Below are 17,796 nucleotides of genomic sequence, written 5' to 3' on the forward strand. Positions count from 1 at the left end.
AGCTGACGGATACTAATCGATCGAGGACTTAACCAAGAAAAGCGGCAGCGAGCCGGAACTAGACAATTAAGAAAAGCGAAGGCGACTGTATAGCCACGAAGAGAGCGGAAGGCCTGCGAGGAGGCTGTTGCCGCCGCAGCAGGACAGAAGCGATTCGAGGGGCTAGGAGCCGAAGCTAGACAACACGAAAAGCGGAAATACCGCATCCTTTCTTCAACCTTTCACTGTTATCTAGTTTTGAAGGAACCATCCTTCAGACCGTCTAGTGACGATGGCGGAGAGGTCACACCCGTTCCCATCCCGAACACGGAAGTTAAGCTCTCCAGCGCCGATGGTAGTTGGGGCTAGCGCCCCTGTGAGAGTAGGACGTCGCTAGGCAAAAAAGCTGACTAAACAATGGTGTTTAGTCAGCTTTTTTATTTAACTTTCTTCCCAAAGAAGTCCAAGCGGTGGTTGGCTTAGATTTCTCGATGAATGGTCTGTTTGTTGATAATGAAGATAAGAGAGCCAACTATCCTCGTTTCTATTGACAAGCGTTGGAGAAATTAGCAAAAGCACAGCGGATTTTATCACGCGGGAAAAAACTCGAATCGTTAGCATAAGTAACGGTTAAAAGTGGCCAGGTTACACGAAAAAATTGTGAGCTAGCGAAAAGACTTTTGCATAGGGCTTTCCGCCAATTGGCGAGTGAGTTTGATTGCGTGGTCATCGAAGACCTCAACATGAAAGGGATGTCGCAAACCCTCCATTTCAGTAAAATTGTTGCGGACCAATGGGGCATGCTTACGACCTTTCTCCAGTACAAGTTAGAAGAGCAGAGGAAAAGCTTGTCAAAATCGATAAGTGGTTTCCCCCTCCGAGACTTGCTTATGTTGTGGTCAATTAAAGGAGTCCCTATCTTTTTCTAAACGCATCTTCCAATGCGAGTGTGGCTTTACTGCCGACAGGGACTGAGATGCCGTGATCAAATATCAAAAGAGAAGGAACGAGGAAGTTAGGGATCAGTTAAACCGCCCTAGAATCGCTGGATGGACGGGGATTGCTCGGTTCATCTCCCTTCATTGGAGGGGATGACCCGAGAAGTCCCTACCCCGAAGTGTGAACGTAAGTGGTGAGGCACGTCACTCTTGCTACTTAAGACACAAATACTCGTAGAGCAATAAAGGTACTTTTTCCGATGTGACAGATAAAAACCGATGAATAAATGGATAAGCATCACTTGAGTAAGAATGCAATAGTTCATTCCACCATTCCGTTTCGTACCGTGAGATCATGCTTAAATTATACAGTAATAAATAATGACACATTATTTCGGGTAGCTGAAATATTTCCTCACGCTGAATGGGGAGACAATAGGATCTATCATCTAAACTAAACATAAGTGGTTCACATCCTAATGGCTTTAGGGGATGGGCGCATGTTGCTTTTATATATTCTTCTTCGATTTGTAAAGAGTCTTTTTCAATCCAGCTCCATTCTTTTGTTATGTAATTTATAAAGCGGCCAAAGGTCATATGATAGTCATCTAAAATTTCGACAGGGATTGACACAAATTGTCTTAATGGCTCATATAACACTTTCCTCGATAATTGTTGGTTATAATATGTTTCAAACAATTCATGAAGGTCACTGATTCTTTGCAGTAGCATGCGCATATGAAACTTAGCCCCCGTTAAATGTTTCACATGAAACATTTTTTCAGAAAAATGAGTGAATAGACCATACTTTTGAATTTTTACCTCATCGTAAAAAAATTCATAATTTTGCTTTTTTCTTTTTCTTGTAGAAACGCCATGAGCTAAAACTGAAGATGACTCAGGATAATCAGCGTCTACTGTAAGGAGACAGGATTTTAAAAGTTGGACCATTCCATAAAATAAAAGAACAGGCTTAATCGAGAGAGGTGCCTGATAAGCGGTTAAATAAAAATTCTCACCGTGTTGCAAATAATAAATAAAGGGATAGCAATTTGTATAACTTTTTTGTTTCGCATCTTCTCTTCCTATTTTTGTATAACAACGATATAAAAATTGCTGGGCAATATTTGTAGAGTGAAATGAGGTAAATTTTTCCCAAATTCCTTTATAACAATGCATTCATCATTCCCCTTTCATTGAGAAAATGAAGTTATAATTGAGTGAAAAGTCAAATATTTTTTTGATTCCTTGACAGTATTTTAACCAGTTGTTAAGCTACTAATAATATTTCCCGATGAGGAGGATAAAACATGTGGGAGTCTAAATTTGTCAAAGAAGGATTAACATTTGATGATGTTCTTCTTATTCCTGCGAAATCAGAAGTGTTGCCTCGAGATGTAGATGTTACAACCCAGCTAAGTAAAACTCTACAATTAAACATCCCTATCATAAGCGCAGGAATGGATACTGTTACTGAAGCGGAAATGGCGATAGCAATGGCTCGCCAAGGCGGTTTAGGAATTATTCATAAAAATATGTCTATCGAGCAGCAAGCGGAACAAGTAGACAAGGTGAAGCGTTCGGAGCGGGGAGTCATTACTGATCCTTTCTTTTTAACTCCTGATCATCAAGTGTATGATGCTGAACATCTAATGAGTAAATATCGCATTTCAGGTGTGCCGATTGTCAATAATGAAGTAGAACAAAAACTTGTTGGAATTATTACAAATCGAGATCTGCGCTTTATTCAAGATTATTCGACAAAAATTTCCGATGTCATGACGAAGGAAGATCTAATTACAGCTCCTGTCGGTACAACGCTAGAGGAAGCAGAGAAAATTTTACAAAAATACAAAGTCGAAAAATTGCCTCTTGTTGATGAAAATGGTGTTCTCAAGGGATTAATTACTATTAAAGATATCGAAAAAGTGATTGAGTTTCCGAATTCAGCAAAGGATGGACAAGGACGGTTGTTAGTCGGGGCCGCTGTCGGTGTAACGGCGGACACCATGATTCGCGTAAAAAAACTCGTAGAGGCGAATGTAGATGTCATTGTTGTGGACACAGCTCACGGACATTCCAAAGGAGTTCTTGAAACAGTTCAAAAGATTCGTGAACAATATCCAAATTTAAATATTATTGCAGGGAATGTCGCGACAGCGGAGGCGACACGAGATTTGATTGAGGCTGGGGCAAACATTATTAAGGTGGGAATCGGTCCAGGGTCGATTTGTACGACGCGTGTTGTCGCCGGTGTGGGAGTGCCACAAATTACAGCGATTTACGATTGTGCAACGGAAGCTCGGAAATATGGTGTTCCGATTATCGCCGACGGGGGCATTAAATATTCTGGGGACATTGTAAAAGCGTTAGCAGCTGGTGCCCATGCTGTGATGCTCGGAAGTCTTTTAGCAGGTGTAACTGAAAGCCCTGGAGAAACAGAAATTTATCAAGGACGTCGTTTTAAGGTTTATAGAGGAATGGGTTCAGTTGCGGCCATGGAGAAGGGAAGTAAGGATCGCTACTTCCAAGAAGATAACAAAAAATTTGTTCCAGAAGGAATTGAGGGGCGTGTTCCATACAAAGGCCCTCTTGCAGATACAATTTATCAACTTGTTGGCGGTTTGAGATCTGGAATGGGGTACTGTGGCACTAAAAATTTAGAAGAGTTACGAGAAAAAACTCAATTTATTCGCATGACTGGCGCCGGATTAAGAGAAAGTCATCCTCATGATGTACAAATCACAAAAGAAGCGCCGAACTATTCTATCTCATGATGTTATTTTGTTTCTAAATTGAAGCGGAGGAATGTTCCTCCGTCTATTTTTTTGCGTGCGAGTATGTTAAAATAACGTTTGTGTGAGGAGGTTACAAAAGTGAAGCGAAAAAAAAGTATAATTATAGGTTTGTTGGTAGTTTTTCTCTTGTCAACGATTCTTCCATTTGGAAAAGTTAAGGCAGCACAAGATCCGTTGAATATTGAGGCGGATGCAGCAATTCTTGTCGATGCAAGTTCAGGTAGAATTTTGTACCAAAAAAATATTGATACGGTGCTCGGAATTGCAAGTATGACAAAGATGATGACGGAATATATTCTGCTAGAAGCGATTAAACAACATCGTGTCAAATGGGATCAACAATATACTCCGAGCGATTACGTATATCGTCTTTCCCAAGACCGTGATTTATCTAACGTTCCATTGCGAAAGGATGGAAAATATTCGGTTCGTGAGCTATATGAAGCAATGGCGATTTACTCTGCCAACGCAGCCACAGTTGCAATTGCGGAAATTGTTGGTGGATCAGAGGAAAATTTCGTTAAAATGATGAATGAAAAAGCGAAAAAATTAGGGCTTCAAGGTTATAAATTTGTTAATGCTACTGGGTTGAGCAATAAAGATTTGAAAGGGCTCCATCCACAGGGGACAGAAGAAAATGAAGAAAATGTAATGTCTGCGAGGGCGGTCGCTACGTTAGCATATCATTTACTCAAAGAATATCCAGAAGTGTTAGAAACAGCAAGTATTACAAAAAAGGTCTTTAGAGAAGGCACAGATGACCAAATTAAAATGGATAACTGGAATTGGATGTTACCAGGCCTTGTTTATGGATATGAGGGAGTAGATGGGCTAAAAACTGGTTATACGGACTTTGCCGGCTACTGCTTTACTGGGACGGCAGAGAGAAACGGTATTAGATTTATTTCCGTAGTAATGAATGCGAAAAGCAACGGGAAATCGACTATTGGTGCGCGATTCGAACAAACGAGAAAATTACTAGATTACGGGTTTAGTAACTATTCTTTAAAAGAACTATATCCTGCTGGTTATCAGAAAAAAGGTGCTTCTACATTACCTGTAGTGAAGGGAAAAGACAAATCGGTAGCAATTGTTACTAAAAAACCTCTTTCCTTTGTTGTAAAAAATGGCGAAGAAAAATATTACAAACCTATCTATATAATTGATAAGAAAAAATTAACAGAAAAAGGTGAGTTAATGGCACCAATAAAAAAAGGTGAAAAGGTAGGATATATGACAGTAAAATATACAGGTGCCGGTGAGGATGAGTATTTAACTGCTGATGGAAAGAATGCTGTCAAAGTAGAGCTTGTGACTAAGAAAAGTGTCGAGAAAGCCAACTGGTTTGTGCTTATGATGAGGGGAATCGGCAGCTTATTTAGCGATGTTTGGACAAGTGTTACAAAAACGGTAAAAGGATGGTTTTAAGTGGAGAGCTCCCTTTATAATAGGGGGCTTTTTCACTTTTTTATTGTGATTTTTAAAAAAATTGAGGTAAAATAAAGAAATGTAAACAAATTTGTTTATTGTAGATTGTGTTGTTTTTCAGTAAAATAAATCAAAATATGACTACATAATTGTACTAGGAGGAATTACAAGTGGCTATTACAGGTACAGAGCGTGTAAAACGTGGGATGGCAGAAATGCAAAAAGGCGGCGTCATTATGGATGTAGTTAATGCGGAGCAAGCAAAGATTGCAGAGGCTGCAGGAGCGGTAGCTGTCATGGCATTAGAGCGCGTTCCAGCGGACATCCGTGCGGCTGGAGGCGTAGCGCGTATGGCAGATCCAACGGTCATTGAAGAAGTGATGAAAGCTGTTTCGATTCCAGTTATGGCGAAAGCACGTATTGGTCACTATGTAGAGGCGAGAGTGCTTGAAGCTTTAGGTGTTGACTATATCGATGAAAGCGAAGTTTTAACTCCTGCCGATGACGAATTCCATATTGATAAGCGTCAATTTACTGTTCCGTTCGTTTGCGGTTGCCGTGATTTAGGAGAGGCAGCTCGCCGCATTGCAGAAGGTGCGTCGATGTTGCGTACAAAAGGAGAGCCAGGAACAGGAAATATTGTTGAAGCGGTTCGCCATATGCGCAAAGTGAATGCTCAAGTACGTAAAGTGGTAAGCATGAGTGAAGATGAACTTATGACAGAAGCAAAAAACCTTGGCGCGCCATTTGAAGTGTTGCTTGAAATTAAGCGTCTAGGCCGTCTTCCAGTTGTTAACTTTGCGGCAGGCGGTGTCGCGACTCCTGCGGATGCTGCTTTAATGATGTATTTGGGTGCAGATGGGGTATTCGTCGGTTCTGGTATTTTCAAATCAGAAAACCCTGAGAAATATGCGCGGGCGATTGTCGAAGCAACGACTCACTATGAAGATTATGAATTGATTGCTCACTTATCAAAAGGTTTAGGCGGAGCGATGAGAGGAATCGATATTGCATCATTATTGCCTGAACAACGCATGCAAGAGCGTGGTTGGTAATTAAGGGAGAAGATTGCCATGGTAAAAATCGGAGTTTTAGGACTGCAAGGAGCTGTTAGAGAACACGTTCGATCAATTGAAGCATGCGGCGCCGAAGCAGTTGTGGTAAAAAAAGTGGAGCAGCTACAAGAAATTGACGGACTTATTATTCCGGGCGGCGAGAGCACAACGATGCGAAGATTGATGGATCAATACGGATTTATCGAGCCATTAAAAGAGTTTGCCGCGAAAGGAAAGCCAATGTTTGGAACTTGTGCGGGCCTAATTATTTTAGCAAAGCGAATTGTCGGATACGAAGAACCGCATCTTGGCTTAATGGATATTACAGTAGAACGGAATTCATTTGGTCGTCAACGCGAAAGTTTTGAGGCGGAGCTAGCGATTGCAGGAGTTGCGGATGATTTTGTCGGTGTATTTATTCGTGCACCTCACATCGTTGAAGTTGGTGAGGATGTGGAAATTTTAGCTAAGCACGAAGATCGGATTGTTGCTGCAAGACATGGCCAGTTTTTAGGTTGTTCTTTTCATCCTGAATTAACAGATGATCATCGGATGACACAATATTTTATTAATATAGTCAAAGAGGCAAAGGAATAAAATTGTTGCATCTTGTCGAACCTTATAGTACATTATCATTGAAAATGATATAGTTGTGAAAACGATGATAGGAAATAGTAGCATGACGTCTTCTCTCCAGAGAGTCGGTGGATGGTGCAAACCGATGAGAAACGCATGTGAATCCATCCTGGAGTGAAATGCTGAACGCTAAGGAGGCTACTAGGCATTTCCGGCTTCAAGCCGTTATACATTTGAGTGGAAGGCATTTGTCTTCAATTAGGGTGGCAACGCGGGTTCATCTCGTCCCTTTTTAGGGGCGGGATTTTTTATTTTAGAAAAATGATTAAGGGAGGAATAAGGATGTTAGACCTGAAATTTTTACGGGCTAATTTGGCCGAAGTAAAAGAAAAGCTTAAACATCGCGGCGAGGATTTAACTGATTTTGCACGTTTCGAAGAACTCGATGCAAACCGTCGTCAGTTAATCGCTCAAGCAGAAGAATTAAAAAACAAGCGGAATGAAGTGTCCCAGCAAATTGCTGTACTCAAAAGGGAAAAGCAAAACGCAGATCATTTAATTGCAGAAATGCGCGAGGTCGGTGACCGCATTAAAGTGTTAGACGATGAATTGCGTCAAGTGGAAGAAGCGTTAGAAACATTGTTGTTGTCAATTCCGAACATTCCACATGAATCGGTGCCAATTGGTGAGTCGGAAGAAGACAATGTAGAAATTCGTAAATGGGGCGAACCGCGCGCGTTCTCATTTGAACCGAAACCGCACTGGGAAATTGCTGATCAACTTGGTATTTTAGATTTTGAACGCGCGGCAAAAGTAACAGGAAGTCGATTTGTGTTTTATAAAGGGCTTGGTGCTCGTTTAGAACGTGCGCTTATTAATTTTATGCTTGATCTTCATATAGAAGAGCACGGATATACGGAAGTGCTGCCGCCTTATATCGTCAATCGCAGCAGCATGACAGGAACCGGCCAGTTGCCAAAATTTGAGGAAGATGCGTTTCGTATCGAAAGTGAGGATTATTTTCTAATTCCAACAGCAGAAGTCCCTGTGACTAATTTGCATCGAGATGAAATTTTATCAGCGGAAGATTTGCCTTTAAACTATGTGGCCTACAGCGCATGTTTCCGCTCAGAGGCTGGTTCTGCTGGACGCGATACGAGAGGACTTATTCGCCAGCATCAATTTAATAAAGTAGAGCTTGTGAAATTTGTTAAGCCTGAAGATTCATATGAAGAACTTGAAAAGTTGACGAGCCATGCAGAAAAGGTGTTGCAGCTTTTAGAGCTCCCTTATCGCGTCATGAGCATGTGTACAGGAGATTTAGGATTTACAGCGGCGAAAAAATATGATATCGAAGTTTGGATTCCAAGCTATGGAACATATAGAGAAATTTCTTCTTGCAGTAACTTTGAAGCGTTTCAAGCGCGCCGTGCGAATATTCGTTTTCGCCGCGATCCAAAAGCAAAACCAGAACATGTTCATACATTAAATGGTTCAGGTTTAGCAATTGGGCGGACCGTTGCAGCTATTTTGGAAAATTATCAGCAAGAAGACGGCACAGTGGTTATTCCAAAAGTGCTTCGTCCATATATGGGCAATAAAGAAGTAATTCAGTAATCAAAGAAGAAACTAGGCAGGCCGTACCGTTAAAGCGATACGCCTGCCTGAGTTGATGCATCTACAGAAAAAATTATTAAAATTGTTGACTTCCTTATTTCAACATGATATAGTAAATGTTGTCGATACGGAGGAGTACCCAAGTCTGGCTGAAGGGGTCGGTCTTGAAAACCGAGAGGCGTCGAGAGGCGCGCGGGGGTTCGAATCCCTCCTCCTCCGCCATCAAGTTAGTTTGAAACACCACTGCGCATAAATGGAGATTGTTATTTGAAACGATTCGTTACATTTTGTAACGAATTTTTTATTGAAAAAAACCGCCTTAATGAAAAGGCGGCTATTTTTTTAACACATTCACCGAGAAGTCTCCCACCTCTAAACGAAGTGTAGGTGGGGGATGAATCGGATGTTTTTTTTCCTAAAACAGAACGTATGTGCTATAATGATCTTAGCTAAGCTGTAGGAAAAGGGAGGAATCTCGATGCTTCGCGGTCAAAAAGTCGCCTTTCGTGCCTCCAAGAAAGATCTCGAACGGCTGGTGGCGTGCAACCGGGAGTCCGCCCGCGTTTGGAATGAGTGTCTTCGGCTATCGAAAGAATACTTCCTTCAATACGGCCGCCGCATCTCAAAAAGCGAACTGCAAAAGCACACGAAAGGCCGCTTCCATCTTCACAGCCAGTCGATTCAAGCGGTCTGCCACAAGTATCTCTTCGCGCGACAATCGGCACAAGCCGCCATTCAAAAAGGACTTCATCATGCTCGCTACCCATACAAACAAAAAAACTACTTCAACACGAAATGGGCGAAAGATGGGTTCAAAGTGTACGAAAATGGAACCGTTGCGTTATCGATGGGCATCCATAATGGAAAAAGAGAAGAACCGATCCTCGTCCATGTCTCCCACTTACCCAAAGGAACGATCAAAGAAATCGAATGTTGTTATGACCATGGTTGGTATTTGGCCATCACCTACGACGACGGTCAGGAAGCGAAAGCGTATCAACCGGGTCGTTCCGTCGGTGTCGATCTCGGCGAAATCCATACGATCGGCGCCTTTTGTGAAAACGGCCAAGCCCTCTTGATTACAGGGAGAAAGGTGCGTTCGCTTCATCGGTTGCGAAACAAGAAATTGGCTGACATTCAACGGCGACAATCCAAATGCCAAAAGGGCTCCCGTCGCTGGAAGAAATACGAACGAGCCAAACGATACCTCTTATCGAAATCGGAACGTCAACTGCGGGATGCGCTTCATAAAACGACGAAACAATTTGTCGATTGGTGCCTCGCTCAATCCGTTTCCGACGTATACCTCGGAAACGTCGAAGGAGTCCAACGACACACGAGAAAGAAAAAGAAAGTGCACCGGAAACAAGCGCAAAAACTCTCCAATTGGTCGTTCGGAAAAGTGAAGCAATACTTGGCTTACAAACTAGCCCAACAAGGCATTCGTCTGAAAGAAATCGATGAGTCTTATACCAGTCAGACATGTCCTGTCTGTGGGAAGAGACGAAAAACCTCTCAACGAATTTTTGCCTGTTCTTGCGGGTATCAAGAACATCGGGACATTCACGGCGCCCGCAACATTTTGAGCAAGGCGCTCTATCAAGAGATGGTTCCTTGGGATAAGCCAACGACGCTTACGTATCTACGGATTGCCTAAGCAAGAAGTAGTAGATGGGTGGGACCGCTCCATCGGTGACCTACCGATGTTGCTTACCGAATCGGTCGAGAAGGCTTCCGATGCGAGCATCGAGCCGAAGAAGACCACCTTCTTCTGCGCTGAAGCTTCTTTGATCGAGTGGTAAGAAACTCCCACCTCTAAATGAAATGTGGGTGGGAGAGGTTCATGACCCGATATTGATTTAACATATAAGAAATTTTTGCAACAATTGGTTCAATCGACTGTTCATTTTCAAGAATGTCATAATCACTAATGTTGATGCGGAGAACTGGGCAAGCATTGAAACTGTTAATCCATTTCTCATATCGATCATGCATTTCTTTCCAGTATTCTATCGGCGTTTGTTGTTCCATTGGACGTCCGCGTTCGCGGATGCGTTTTAAAATTTCTTCAAAGGTCCCTTCCAAATAAATCAGCAAATCGGGATGCGGAAAATACGGTGTCATGACCATCGCTTCGAATAAACTTGTATATGTTTCATAATCAACTTTTGTCATTGTTCCTTTTTCAAAGTGCATTTTTGCAAAAATTCCTGTATCTTCATAAATGGATCGATCTTGAACAAAGCCCCCGCCATATTCAAAAATTCGTTTTTGCTCTTTGAACCGTTCAGCGAGAAAATAAATTTGTAAATGAAAGCTCCACCGATGGAAATCAGCATAAAATTTATCTAAATATGGATTTGCATCCACTTTTTCAAAAGAAGTGCGAAATTGTAATGCTTTAGCAAGAGCTTTTGTCATTGTTGATTTTCCGACGCCGACTGTTCCCGCAATCGTAATAACGGCGTCATGTGGGATATTATATTTTTCACGTAAGTTCATTGCAGCTAGCTCCTTTTAGTCTATTTTTGATTTGCTCGAATATGTAGAGTAAATCGGACTGGCGTTGGACAAAATCAAGCTTGTCCCCATCAAAATAAAGGATAGGAATGTGCGGTTTTTCTTTTTTAAAAGATTCCATTTTTTGTTCATAAGCGATAGATAGTTCATGTAAGTATAGAGGGTCAATATTTTTTTCGATTTCTCTTCCCCTCATTTCGATTCGTCGTAACAACGTATCGAGGCTCGCATTAAGATAAATAATCATATTTGGCTCTGGCATGTCCTCTGTAAGAATGTTATATATCTTTAGGTATTTTGCATATTGATCATACTTTAATGTTCTTTCCGCAAAAATCAAATTTTTGAGGATATGGTAGTCAGCAACAACAGGTTTTTGTTTTTTTATAAAATCACGATTTATATCTTCTAACTGTTTATAACGGTTACATAGAAAAAACATTTCCGTTTGAAAGCTCCACTCTTCAATATTTTCATAAAATTTCCCGAGAAATGGATTTTCATCTACAATTTCTTTTAGTAAATGATAACCAAAATGATTTGCAATCGCTTTCGCTAGTGATGTTTTTCCGACTCCTATTGGTCCCTCTACCGCAATAAACGGTACAATCCCCATTTTGTACGATCCTCCTTTGCCATTCACCGTCTGTTTAGACAGACAGATTTTATTTTAGCATAGACTACGAATATATAGGGAGAGTTCATAAAAAAAGAAAATGCTTGGGGGTTTTATCCAAGCATTTTCTTATCTTTTTACAACATTAAAGTTATCGGTAATTAAAAGCCAATTTTGCGGGAAGTCTAAGCCTAGTTTCCAATAGCTAACCCCTCTTAATCCGAGTTCCTTAACTAAATTGAATTTGGCCTGCATCGAACGGGCATCTTCAAACCATACTTGATGTTCGTTACCACTTGTATCGCGGTAACGAAAGTGAGGGGCCTGTGCTTTCGTATCATATTCAATTGGAACATTGTACCGGGAGGCAAGCCGAATCGCTTGCTGTGGGCTAATAGCTCGGGCGTATCTTCCACCTGGAACGTATGGAAGCGTCCAGTCATATCCGTATAAATTTTGTCCCATCATAATTTTGGAAGCAGGCATTTCAGTAACAGCATATTCAAGCACTTGGCGAACAGGTCCAATTGGTGAAACAGGCATTGGTGGTCCGCCGCTATACCCCCATTCGTATGTCATAATAACAACAAAATCAACAATTTCGCCGTGAGCTCGATAATCATGCGCCTCATACCAGCGACCTTTTTGAGTAGCGCTCGTTTTAGGGGCAAGAGCCGTAGACATTAGCCATCCTTCCCTGTTAAACCGTTGCTTCGCCTTTCTTAAAAATGCATTATATGCATTGCGGTCGGCAGGTCGCAAATATTCCATATCAAAATGAATGTCACGAAATCCATACCGTTTCGCTGTAGTGACGATGTTTTCAAGGAGCCGATTTTGTAATGCCTCGTTGTTTAGTATAATAGCTCCTAACTCATCACTAAATTGATCATTTTCAATATTTGTGACAACCATCATTAATGTAACATTGTTCGCCCGAGCGATAGAGGGGAAATTGCCGAGAGGGGGTTCTTGTAACGTCCCATCCCTCTGAATTCGAAAGCTAAATGCTGCCAGGTAAGTCAAGTACGGAGCGGCAGTGCGTGCGCTTTCTTCTAATTCAGGAATCGAACTAGGATTACGTGGCTCAACATATCCGTTAAATTCAGCGTTTCTTTTTCTTTGTGGCGGAATATATAGGCGTTGTCCTATTTGTAAAGGTGTATTAATTGAAATTCCATTAATTTGGGCAAGTTGTTGTGCCGTCGTTTGAAAATTGCGAGCTATAGACCAAAGGCTGTCTCCGGATCTTACCCAATAAAAGCGGCCGACAATAGGGATGACGATTGCTTGACCAACGACGAGTCTATTTGGAGTTTCAATTTTATTTGCCCTAATAATCTCTTCGGGGGTAGTATTGTAGGCCTGAGCGATTCCAAACAACGTTTGTCCCCGCTGTACAACATGAATTTGCATATGTTCCCTCCTAGTTGCCTCTTTCCTTCCTCTTATTTTATGATTAAGGAAAAAGGGAAATGACGGTTATTTTGGTGAGGATTTTATGATGAATAATGAATATTACATGCGTTTGGCGATTGAAGAAGCAAAGAAAGCTGAGCAAATTGGGGAAGTACCAATTGGCGCCATCATTGTAAAGGATGGAGAAGTTATTGCGCGTGCCCATAATTTGCGTGAGACAGAACAGCGAGCCATTGCTCACGCTGAAGTATTAGCAATTGATAAAGCATGTGAGGTATTAGGTTCATGGCGGCTTGAGGACACAACGTTGTATGTTACGTTGGAGCCTTGTGCTATGTGTGCTGGTGCCATTGTTCTTTCAAGGGTAAAAAGGGTTGTGTTCGGCGCATGCGACCCGAAAGGAGGATGTGCCGGAACATTAATGAATTTACTGCAGGAAAAAAGGTTCAACCACCAGACAGAAGTTGTGAGCGGTGTATTACAGGAAGAGTGTAGTCAAATGCTAAGTGAATTTTTTCGTCAATTAAGGATCATGAAAAAAAAGAATGATGAAAAGAATGGTGAATATAACAAATAATTTACAGGTATCATTCATTGCTTTTTTCAAAAAAAACATATATACTATATTTGCCGTGCTAAGTGGGGAGGTAGCGGTGCCCTGTACTCGCAATCCGCTCTAGCGAGACTGAATCCCTTCCCGAGGTTAGTATGTTGTAAGGTCTGTCTCAAGTAAGTGGTGTTGACGTCTGGGTCCTACGCAATGGGATTCCGTGAACCCTGTCAGGTCCGGAAGGAAGCAGCAGTAAGCGGATGCTCCCATGTGCCGTAGGGGAGCCTGGGCTGAGCTAACTGCTTGAGCAACGCTTGGGGCAACTAATCGACGGAAGGTGCACGGTAAATACATAATCAAACCCACTCATAAAGAGTGGGTTTTATTTTTTGTTTGTATTTTGAAAAACGAATAATACATTATATAATAAATAAGATGAGAGAGAAGAGGAGGGCAATTTTCGTGACGTATCAAGCGCTATACCGTGTGTTTCGGCCACAGCAATTCGCGGATGTTGTCGGTCAAGAACACGTAACGAAAACATTGCAAAGTGCCCTGCTTCAAAATAAAATATCCCACGCTTATCTTTTTTCCGGCCCGCGTGGGACAGGTAAAACAAGTGCTGCGAAAATCTTGGCGAAGGCTGTAAATTGTGAAAAGGCGCCAACGACTGAGCCATGCAATCAATGTCCAGCTTGCGTTGGAATTACAAACGGTTCCATTCCAGACGTATTAGAAATTGATGCGGCATCAAATAACGGGGTCGATGAAATTAGAGATATTCGTGAAAAAGTGAAGTTTGCCCCTACTTCTGTACGATATAAAGTTTATATTGTGGACGAGGTACACATGCTTTCCATCGGTGCATTTAATGCGTTGCTAAAAACGTTGGAAGAGCCTCCGAGACACGTCATTTTCATTTTAGCGACAACGGAACCACACAAAATCCCGCCTACTATTATTTCCCGTTGTCAACGCTTTGATTTTCGCAGAATTCAACCTCATTCGATTGTTTTACGCTTAAGGCAAGTATTAGATGCACAGCATATTAAAGCCTCTGATGAAGCACTATTTGCTATTGCACGTGCTGCGGATGGGGGCATGCGTGATGCACTAAGTTTGTTGGATCAGGCTATTTCTTTCAGCGAAGAAGAAGTGTTACTTGAGGATGTACTAGCCATGACAGGCGCGATATCTTCTGTTATGCTAGCAAGGCTTGTTGAAGCTATCCATGAAAGAGATGTGGCTAAGGCATTACAGTCATTAGAGGAATTTATGAATCAGGGGAAAGATCCGAATCGCCTCATAGAAGATTTAATTTTTTACTATCGGGATCTTCTTTTGTATAAGACGGCTCCCCAATTAGAAGGGGTTATAAGAGGAATAGCTGTTGACCAAGAATTTCAAAAGCTTGCCGAATCGATTCCTGTACCAACTATTTACGAAACAATCGAAATTTTGAATAAAAGCCAGCAAGAAATGAAATGGACGAATCATCCACGTATTTTTTTAGAGGTCGCTTTAGTGAGACTTTGCCATCAGGAACAGCGATCTACGCCAGTTATGTCTGAAGAAGTTCGTTCGTTGATGAAGAAGATGGAAAACCTTGAAGCAGAGTTGCAACAATTGAAAGGACAAGGAATTTCTGTAGCAGTGAAAGATTCTTTATCCACACATGCCAAAAAATCAGCAAAATCGATCAGAACAAGCGGTTATAAAACACCAGTCGGTCGTATCCACGAAATATTGAGTCAGGCTACGCATCAAGATCTGTCCTTAATTAAAAATCACTGGGCGGAAATGCTTGATATTTTAAAGAAACAAAACAAAGTTTCTCATGCAGCTTTACTATATGAGAGCGAGCCAGTGGCAGCGAGCCCGCAAGCATTCGTCCTAAAGTTTAAATATGAAATTCATTGTAAAATGGCAGCGGATAACACGAATCAGGTAAAGGAAAATTTAGAGTCCATTTTGTTTGATTTGACAAATCGACGTTTTGAAATGGTAGCTGTTCCTGAGGAGGAATGGAGCACAATAAGAGAAGAGTTTATTCGGGAAAAAGGAATGCAGCGCGAAAAAGAGCCGAAGCAAGAGGATCCGCTCATTGCTGAAGCAAAGCGGCTGTTTGGTGAAAATCTTATTGAAATTAAAGAATAAAGTTAGGGAGGAATTTATAATGATGCGCGGAATGGGAAATATGCAAAAAATGATGAAACAAATGCAGAAGATGCAAAAAGAAATGCAAAAAGCACAGGAGGAATTGGCAGAGAAAAAAGTAGAAGGTACAGCTGGAGGCGGCATGGTGACTGTCGTTGCAAATGGCCATAAGCAAATTTTGGAGGTTAACATCAAAGAGGAAGTGGTTGATCCTGAAGATATTGAGATGCTACAAGATTTAATTTTAGCTGCCACAAATGACGCATTAAAGAAAGCAGACGAATTGACAGCGGAAACAATGGGGCAATTTACAAAAGGTTTGAACATTCCAGGTTTATTCTAGGAGGATTTTTCATGCATTATCCAGAGCCGATATCCAAACTAATTGATAGCTTTATGAAACTGCCGGGAATTGGACCAAAAACAGCGGTACGGCTCGCTTTTTTTGTACTTAATATGAAAGAAGATACAGTATTAGATTTTGCCAAGGCGTTAGTGAACGCAAAACGAAATTTATCTTATTGTACAGTATGTGGGCATATTACGGACAAGGATCCCTGCTATATTTGTGAGGATGAAAGACGCGACAGAGCAACGATTTGTGTCGTGCAAGATCCGAAAGATGTTATTGCGATGGAAAAAATGAAAGAATACAACGGGTTGTATCACGTGCTACACGGTGCCATCTCTCCGATGGACGGCATTGGTCCGGAAGATATAAAAATTCCCGAGTTGTTGAAAAGGCTTCAAGATGAAACAGTACAAGAGGTGATTCTAGCGACAAACCCTAATATTGAAGGGGAAGCTACAGCAATGTATATATCACGGCTTCTGAAACCAACCGGAATCAAAATCACAAGAATTGCTCACGGCTTACCAGTAGGCGGAGATTTGGAGTATGCAGACGAAGTAACACTTTCGAAAGCTCTTGAAGGTCGCCGTGAGTTATAGAGTTAATTGGGGTGAATTGTATGTTCTGGAGGCGGAAAGGCTGGCTAAAAAAACAATTCGATCAACAGTTAATTAAAGAATTAGAGTCAATGAGAGATGAATGGATGAAGCAAAAACATCTTATTGAAAAGAGCATAGAACCATCAGCAGAAGTATTAATGGATTTAAAAATTACAGAAGCCAAATATTTTTTTCTTATTAGAGAGGCAAAACGTCGTCGTCTATCGTTAAAAGGAGCAAAATAAGCTCCTTTTTTTGTTCTTTTTTTTTACTATGAGCATAATGTTGAAATAGTACAAGCAATGAAAAGGAGCGGAGAAAATGGAACCGAAAGTCGTCATTATGCTTTTTTTGGCTGCTATTGTAATTTTACTATTTATCGGAACCCCTTTTAAACCGATTCGATTTGTTGGATATGGAGCAATTAGGCTAATTACAGGAGCGTTATTATTATTTGTGCTAAATGCAATTGGGAATTCTTTTAGCTTTCATATCCCGATTAATCTTTTTACATCATCTATATCTGGCTTTTTAGGTGTTCCCGGTGTCGCTGCTTTAATTATTATTGAGAAATATATTGTGGGATAGCAGTAGTATTCCATTATTAGGATTAAAAGGGTAATCAATATATTTTTATATAGGTGTTCTTTACGTTCCATTTCTACTATTGGAATAAAAAGAACACTGTTTTTTTGATAAGGAGTTATTTTTTATTGGAAATATAATGTAGGAATTCGTTTGGAGGAAATAAGATGAATTTTTTTAAAAAAAGTTATTGACTATTGATTGTGATATATGATAAATTAATGAACGTCGCTGCTGATGATGAAAAACAAAAAAGTAGTTGACATCGAATTAAGGTATATGTAAAATGTAAAGAGTGCGACAAGTTCTTTGAAAACTGAACAAAACGAAGCGTCCACGTCAATAATGATTGAGTATGGAAATAGAACTTTCTTTGGAGAGTTTGATCCTGGCTCAGGACGAACGCTGGCGGCGTGCCTAATACATGCAAGTCGAGCGGACTAAAAGGGGCTTGCTCCTTTTAGTTAGCGGCGGACGGGTGAGTAACACGTGGGCAACCTGCCCGTAAGATCGGGATAACTTCGGGAAACCGGAGCTAATACCGGATAACACTGAAGACCGCATGGTCTTTGGTTGAAAGGCGGCTTTTGCTGTCACTTACGGATGG

General features: G+C 41.2%; 16 protein-coding genes, 1 tRNA gene, 2 rRNA genes, 1 other RNA gene, 1 pseudogene and 1 other annotated feature. Of the genes and pseudogenes, 17 read left to right on the plus strand and 4 right to left on the minus strand.

Translation table 11 applies throughout. From position 1 onward, the window contains the following. The first annotated feature begins 261 nt into the window (after positions 1-261). Positions 262-378, plus strand: a 5S ribosomal RNA gene (rrf, locus tag N667_RS0116550). A gap of 53 nt (positions 379-431) precedes the next feature. Further along, positions 432-954: pseudogene (locus N667_RS20270) on the plus strand (RNA-guided endonuclease InsQ/TnpB family protein); the annotation flags it as partial. A gap of 176 nt (positions 955-1,130) precedes the next feature. Here the strand turns inward: N667_RS20270 and N667_RS0116560 are convergent. Then, on the minus strand, positions 1,131-2,096 hold the full coding sequence (locus N667_RS0116560; RefSeq protein WP_027410559.1) for a YaaC family protein: 966 nt from the start codon (positions 2,094-2,096) through the stop codon (positions 1,131-1,133). Between the two features lie 131 nt (positions 2,097-2,227). On the opposite strand from N667_RS0116560, the gene guaB reads away from it, so the two are divergent. The 7 genes from guaB to N667_RS0116595 all read left to right on the plus strand — a co-directional run bounded on the left by guaB (position 2,228) and on the right by N667_RS0116595 (position 10,048). Beyond that, complete coding sequence (gene guaB / locus N667_RS0116565) at positions 2,228-3,694, plus strand: IMP dehydrogenase (protein WP_027410560.1); 1,467 nt, start codon at positions 2,228-2,230, stop codon at positions 3,692-3,694. Between the two features lie 99 nt (positions 3,695-3,793). After that, positions 3,794-5,143: a serine hydrolase gene (locus tag N667_RS0116570; RefSeq protein WP_027410561.1), complete on the plus strand. Its 1,350-nt coding sequence runs from the start codon at positions 3,794-3,796 to the stop codon at positions 5,141-5,143. A gap of 170 nt (positions 5,144-5,313) precedes the next feature. Then, positions 5,314-6,198 (plus strand): pyridoxal 5'-phosphate synthase lyase subunit PdxS, encoded by an 885-nt coding sequence (gene pdxS, locus N667_RS0116575; RefSeq protein WP_027410562.1) that lies wholly within the window; start codon positions 5,314-5,316, stop codon positions 6,196-6,198. Between the two features lie 18 nt (positions 6,199-6,216). Next, positions 6,217-6,795 (plus strand): pyridoxal 5'-phosphate synthase glutaminase subunit PdxT, encoded by a 579-nt coding sequence (pdxT, locus tag N667_RS0116580; RefSeq protein WP_027410563.1) that lies wholly within the window; start codon positions 6,217-6,219, stop codon positions 6,793-6,795. 55 nt (positions 6,796-6,850) lie between these two features. Next, positions 6,851-7,067: a binding site (T-box leader), on the plus strand. Positions 7,068-7,116: 49 nt separating this feature from the next. Then, on the plus strand, positions 7,117-8,391 hold the full coding sequence (gene serS / locus N667_RS0116585; RefSeq protein WP_027410564.1) for a serine--tRNA ligase: 1,275 nt from the start codon (positions 7,117-7,119) through the stop codon (positions 8,389-8,391). Positions 8,392-8,520: 129 nt separating this feature from the next. Next, positions 8,521-8,613: transfer RNA gene (locus tag N667_RS0116590), tRNA-Ser, on the plus strand. Between the two features lie 256 nt (positions 8,614-8,869). Further along, positions 8,870-10,048 (plus strand): RNA-guided endonuclease InsQ/TnpB family protein, encoded by a 1,179-nt coding sequence (locus tag N667_RS0116595; protein WP_027410565.1) that lies wholly within the window; start codon positions 8,870-8,872, stop codon positions 10,046-10,048. A 158-nt stretch (positions 10,049-10,206) separates the two neighbouring features. Here the strand turns inward: N667_RS0116595 and N667_RS0116600 are convergent, their stop codons facing one another. From N667_RS0116600 to N667_RS0116610, 3 genes are all read right to left on the minus strand, one after another. After that, a complete protein-coding gene (locus tag N667_RS0116600) occupies positions 10,207-10,893 on the minus strand; it encodes a deoxynucleoside kinase (RefSeq protein ID WP_027410566.1) in 687 nt (228 codons plus the stop codon). Then, a complete protein-coding gene (locus N667_RS0116605; protein WP_027410567.1) occupies positions 10,880-11,527 on the minus strand; it encodes a deoxynucleoside kinase in 648 nt (215 codons plus the stop codon). The genes N667_RS0116600 and N667_RS0116605 overlap by 14 nt, the downstream gene beginning before the upstream one ends. Positions 11,528-11,656: 129 nt before the next feature. Then, complete coding sequence (locus N667_RS0116610) at positions 11,657-12,943, minus strand: LysM peptidoglycan-binding domain-containing protein (RefSeq protein ID WP_027410568.1); 1,287 nt, start codon at positions 12,941-12,943, stop codon at positions 11,657-11,659. 85 nt (positions 12,944-13,028) lie between these two features. Between N667_RS0116610 and tadA the strand changes: the two genes are divergently transcribed. The 8 genes from tadA to N667_RS0116645 all read left to right on the plus strand — a co-directional run. Beyond that, entirely contained in the window at positions 13,029-13,523 is a 495-nt protein-coding gene (gene tadA / locus N667_RS0116615; protein ID WP_027410569.1) for a tRNA adenosine(34) deaminase TadA, read from the plus strand. Between the two features lie 53 nt (positions 13,524-13,576). Next, an RNA gene (ffs, locus tag N667_RS19605) (signal recognition particle sRNA large type) lies at positions 13,577-13,841 on the plus strand. A 117-nt stretch (positions 13,842-13,958) separates the two neighbouring features. Continuing rightward, positions 13,959-15,653, plus strand: a complete 1,695-nt coding sequence (gene dnaX, locus N667_RS0116620; protein ID WP_027410570.1) for a DNA polymerase III subunit gamma/tau — start codon at positions 13,959-13,961, stop codon at positions 15,651-15,653. Positions 15,654-15,672: 19 nt separating this feature from the next. Further along, on the plus strand, positions 15,673-15,996 hold the full coding sequence (locus N667_RS0116625) for a YbaB/EbfC family nucleoid-associated protein (protein ID WP_027410571.1): 324 nt from the start codon (positions 15,673-15,675) through the stop codon (positions 15,994-15,996). 11 nt (positions 15,997-16,007) lie between these two features. Next, positions 16,008-16,604 carry a recombination mediator RecR gene (gene recR / locus N667_RS0116630; protein ID WP_027410572.1) on the plus strand — a complete coding sequence of 199 codons (597 nt, stop codon included), beginning with the start codon at positions 16,008-16,010 and terminating at the stop codon, positions 16,602-16,604. A 20-nt stretch (positions 16,605-16,624) separates the two neighbouring features. Then, complete coding sequence (locus N667_RS0116635) at positions 16,625-16,849, plus strand: YaaL family protein (RefSeq protein WP_027410573.1); 225 nt, start codon at positions 16,625-16,627, stop codon at positions 16,847-16,849. A 76-nt stretch (positions 16,850-16,925) separates the two neighbouring features. Next, positions 16,926-17,192: a pro-sigmaK processing inhibitor BofA family protein gene (locus tag N667_RS0116640; RefSeq protein WP_027410574.1), complete on the plus strand. Its 267-nt coding sequence runs from the start codon at positions 16,926-16,928 to the stop codon at positions 17,190-17,192. Between the two features lie 367 nt (positions 17,193-17,559). Further along, positions 17,560-17,796 (plus strand): 16S ribosomal RNA (locus N667_RS0116645); the annotation flags it as partial.

The organism is Anoxybacillus tepidamans PS2 (genome assembly GCF_000620165.1).
GTDB lineage: Bacteria > Bacillota > Bacilli > Bacillales > Anoxybacillaceae > Anoxybacteroides > Anoxybacteroides tepidamans_A.

What these genes read in the sequence shown, in the direction of transcription:
- N667_RS0116625 (WP_027410571.1), top strand. Translation starts at nt 15,673, where the DNA reads ATGATGCGCGGAATGGGAAATATGCAAAAAATGATGAAACAAATGCAG.
- N667_RS0116560 (WP_027410559.1), bottom strand. Translation starts at nt 2,096, where the DNA reads ATGCATTGTTATAAAGGAATTTGGGAAAAATTTACCTCATTTCACTCT.
- N667_RS0116595 (WP_027410565.1), top strand. Translation starts at nt 8,870, where the DNA reads ATGCTTCGCGGTCAAAAAGTCGCCTTTCGTGCCTCCAAGAAAGATCTC.
- N667_RS0116640 (WP_027410574.1), top strand. Translation starts at nt 16,926, where the DNA reads ATGGAACCGAAAGTCGTCATTATGCTTTTTTTGGCTGCTATTGTAATT.
- N667_RS0116600 (WP_027410566.1), bottom strand. Translation starts at nt 10,893, where the DNA reads ATGAACTTACGTGAAAAATATAATATCCCACATGACGCCGTTATTACG.
- pdxT (WP_027410563.1), top strand. Translation starts at nt 6,217, where the DNA reads ATGGTAAAAATCGGAGTTTTAGGACTGCAAGGAGCTGTTAGAGAACAC.
- N667_RS0116605 (WP_027410567.1), bottom strand. Translation starts at nt 11,527, where the DNA reads ATGGGGATTGTACCGTTTATTGCGGTAGAGGGACCAATAGGAGTCGGA.
- N667_RS0116610 (WP_027410568.1), bottom strand. Translation starts at nt 12,943, where the DNA reads ATGCAAATTCATGTTGTACAGCGGGGACAAACGTTGTTTGGAATCGCT.
- serS (WP_027410564.1), top strand. Translation starts at nt 7,117, where the DNA reads ATGTTAGACCTGAAATTTTTACGGGCTAATTTGGCCGAAGTAAAAGAA.
- guaB (WP_027410560.1), top strand. Translation starts at nt 2,228, where the DNA reads ATGTGGGAGTCTAAATTTGTCAAAGAAGGATTAACATTTGATGATGTT.
- recR (WP_027410572.1), top strand. Translation starts at nt 16,008, where the DNA reads ATGCATTATCCAGAGCCGATATCCAAACTAATTGATAGCTTTATGAAA.
- N667_RS0116635 (WP_027410573.1), top strand. Translation starts at nt 16,625, where the DNA reads ATGTTCTGGAGGCGGAAAGGCTGGCTAAAAAAACAATTCGATCAACAG.
- tadA (WP_027410569.1), top strand. Translation starts at nt 13,029, where the DNA reads ATGATGAATAATGAATATTACATGCGTTTGGCGATTGAAGAAGCAAAG.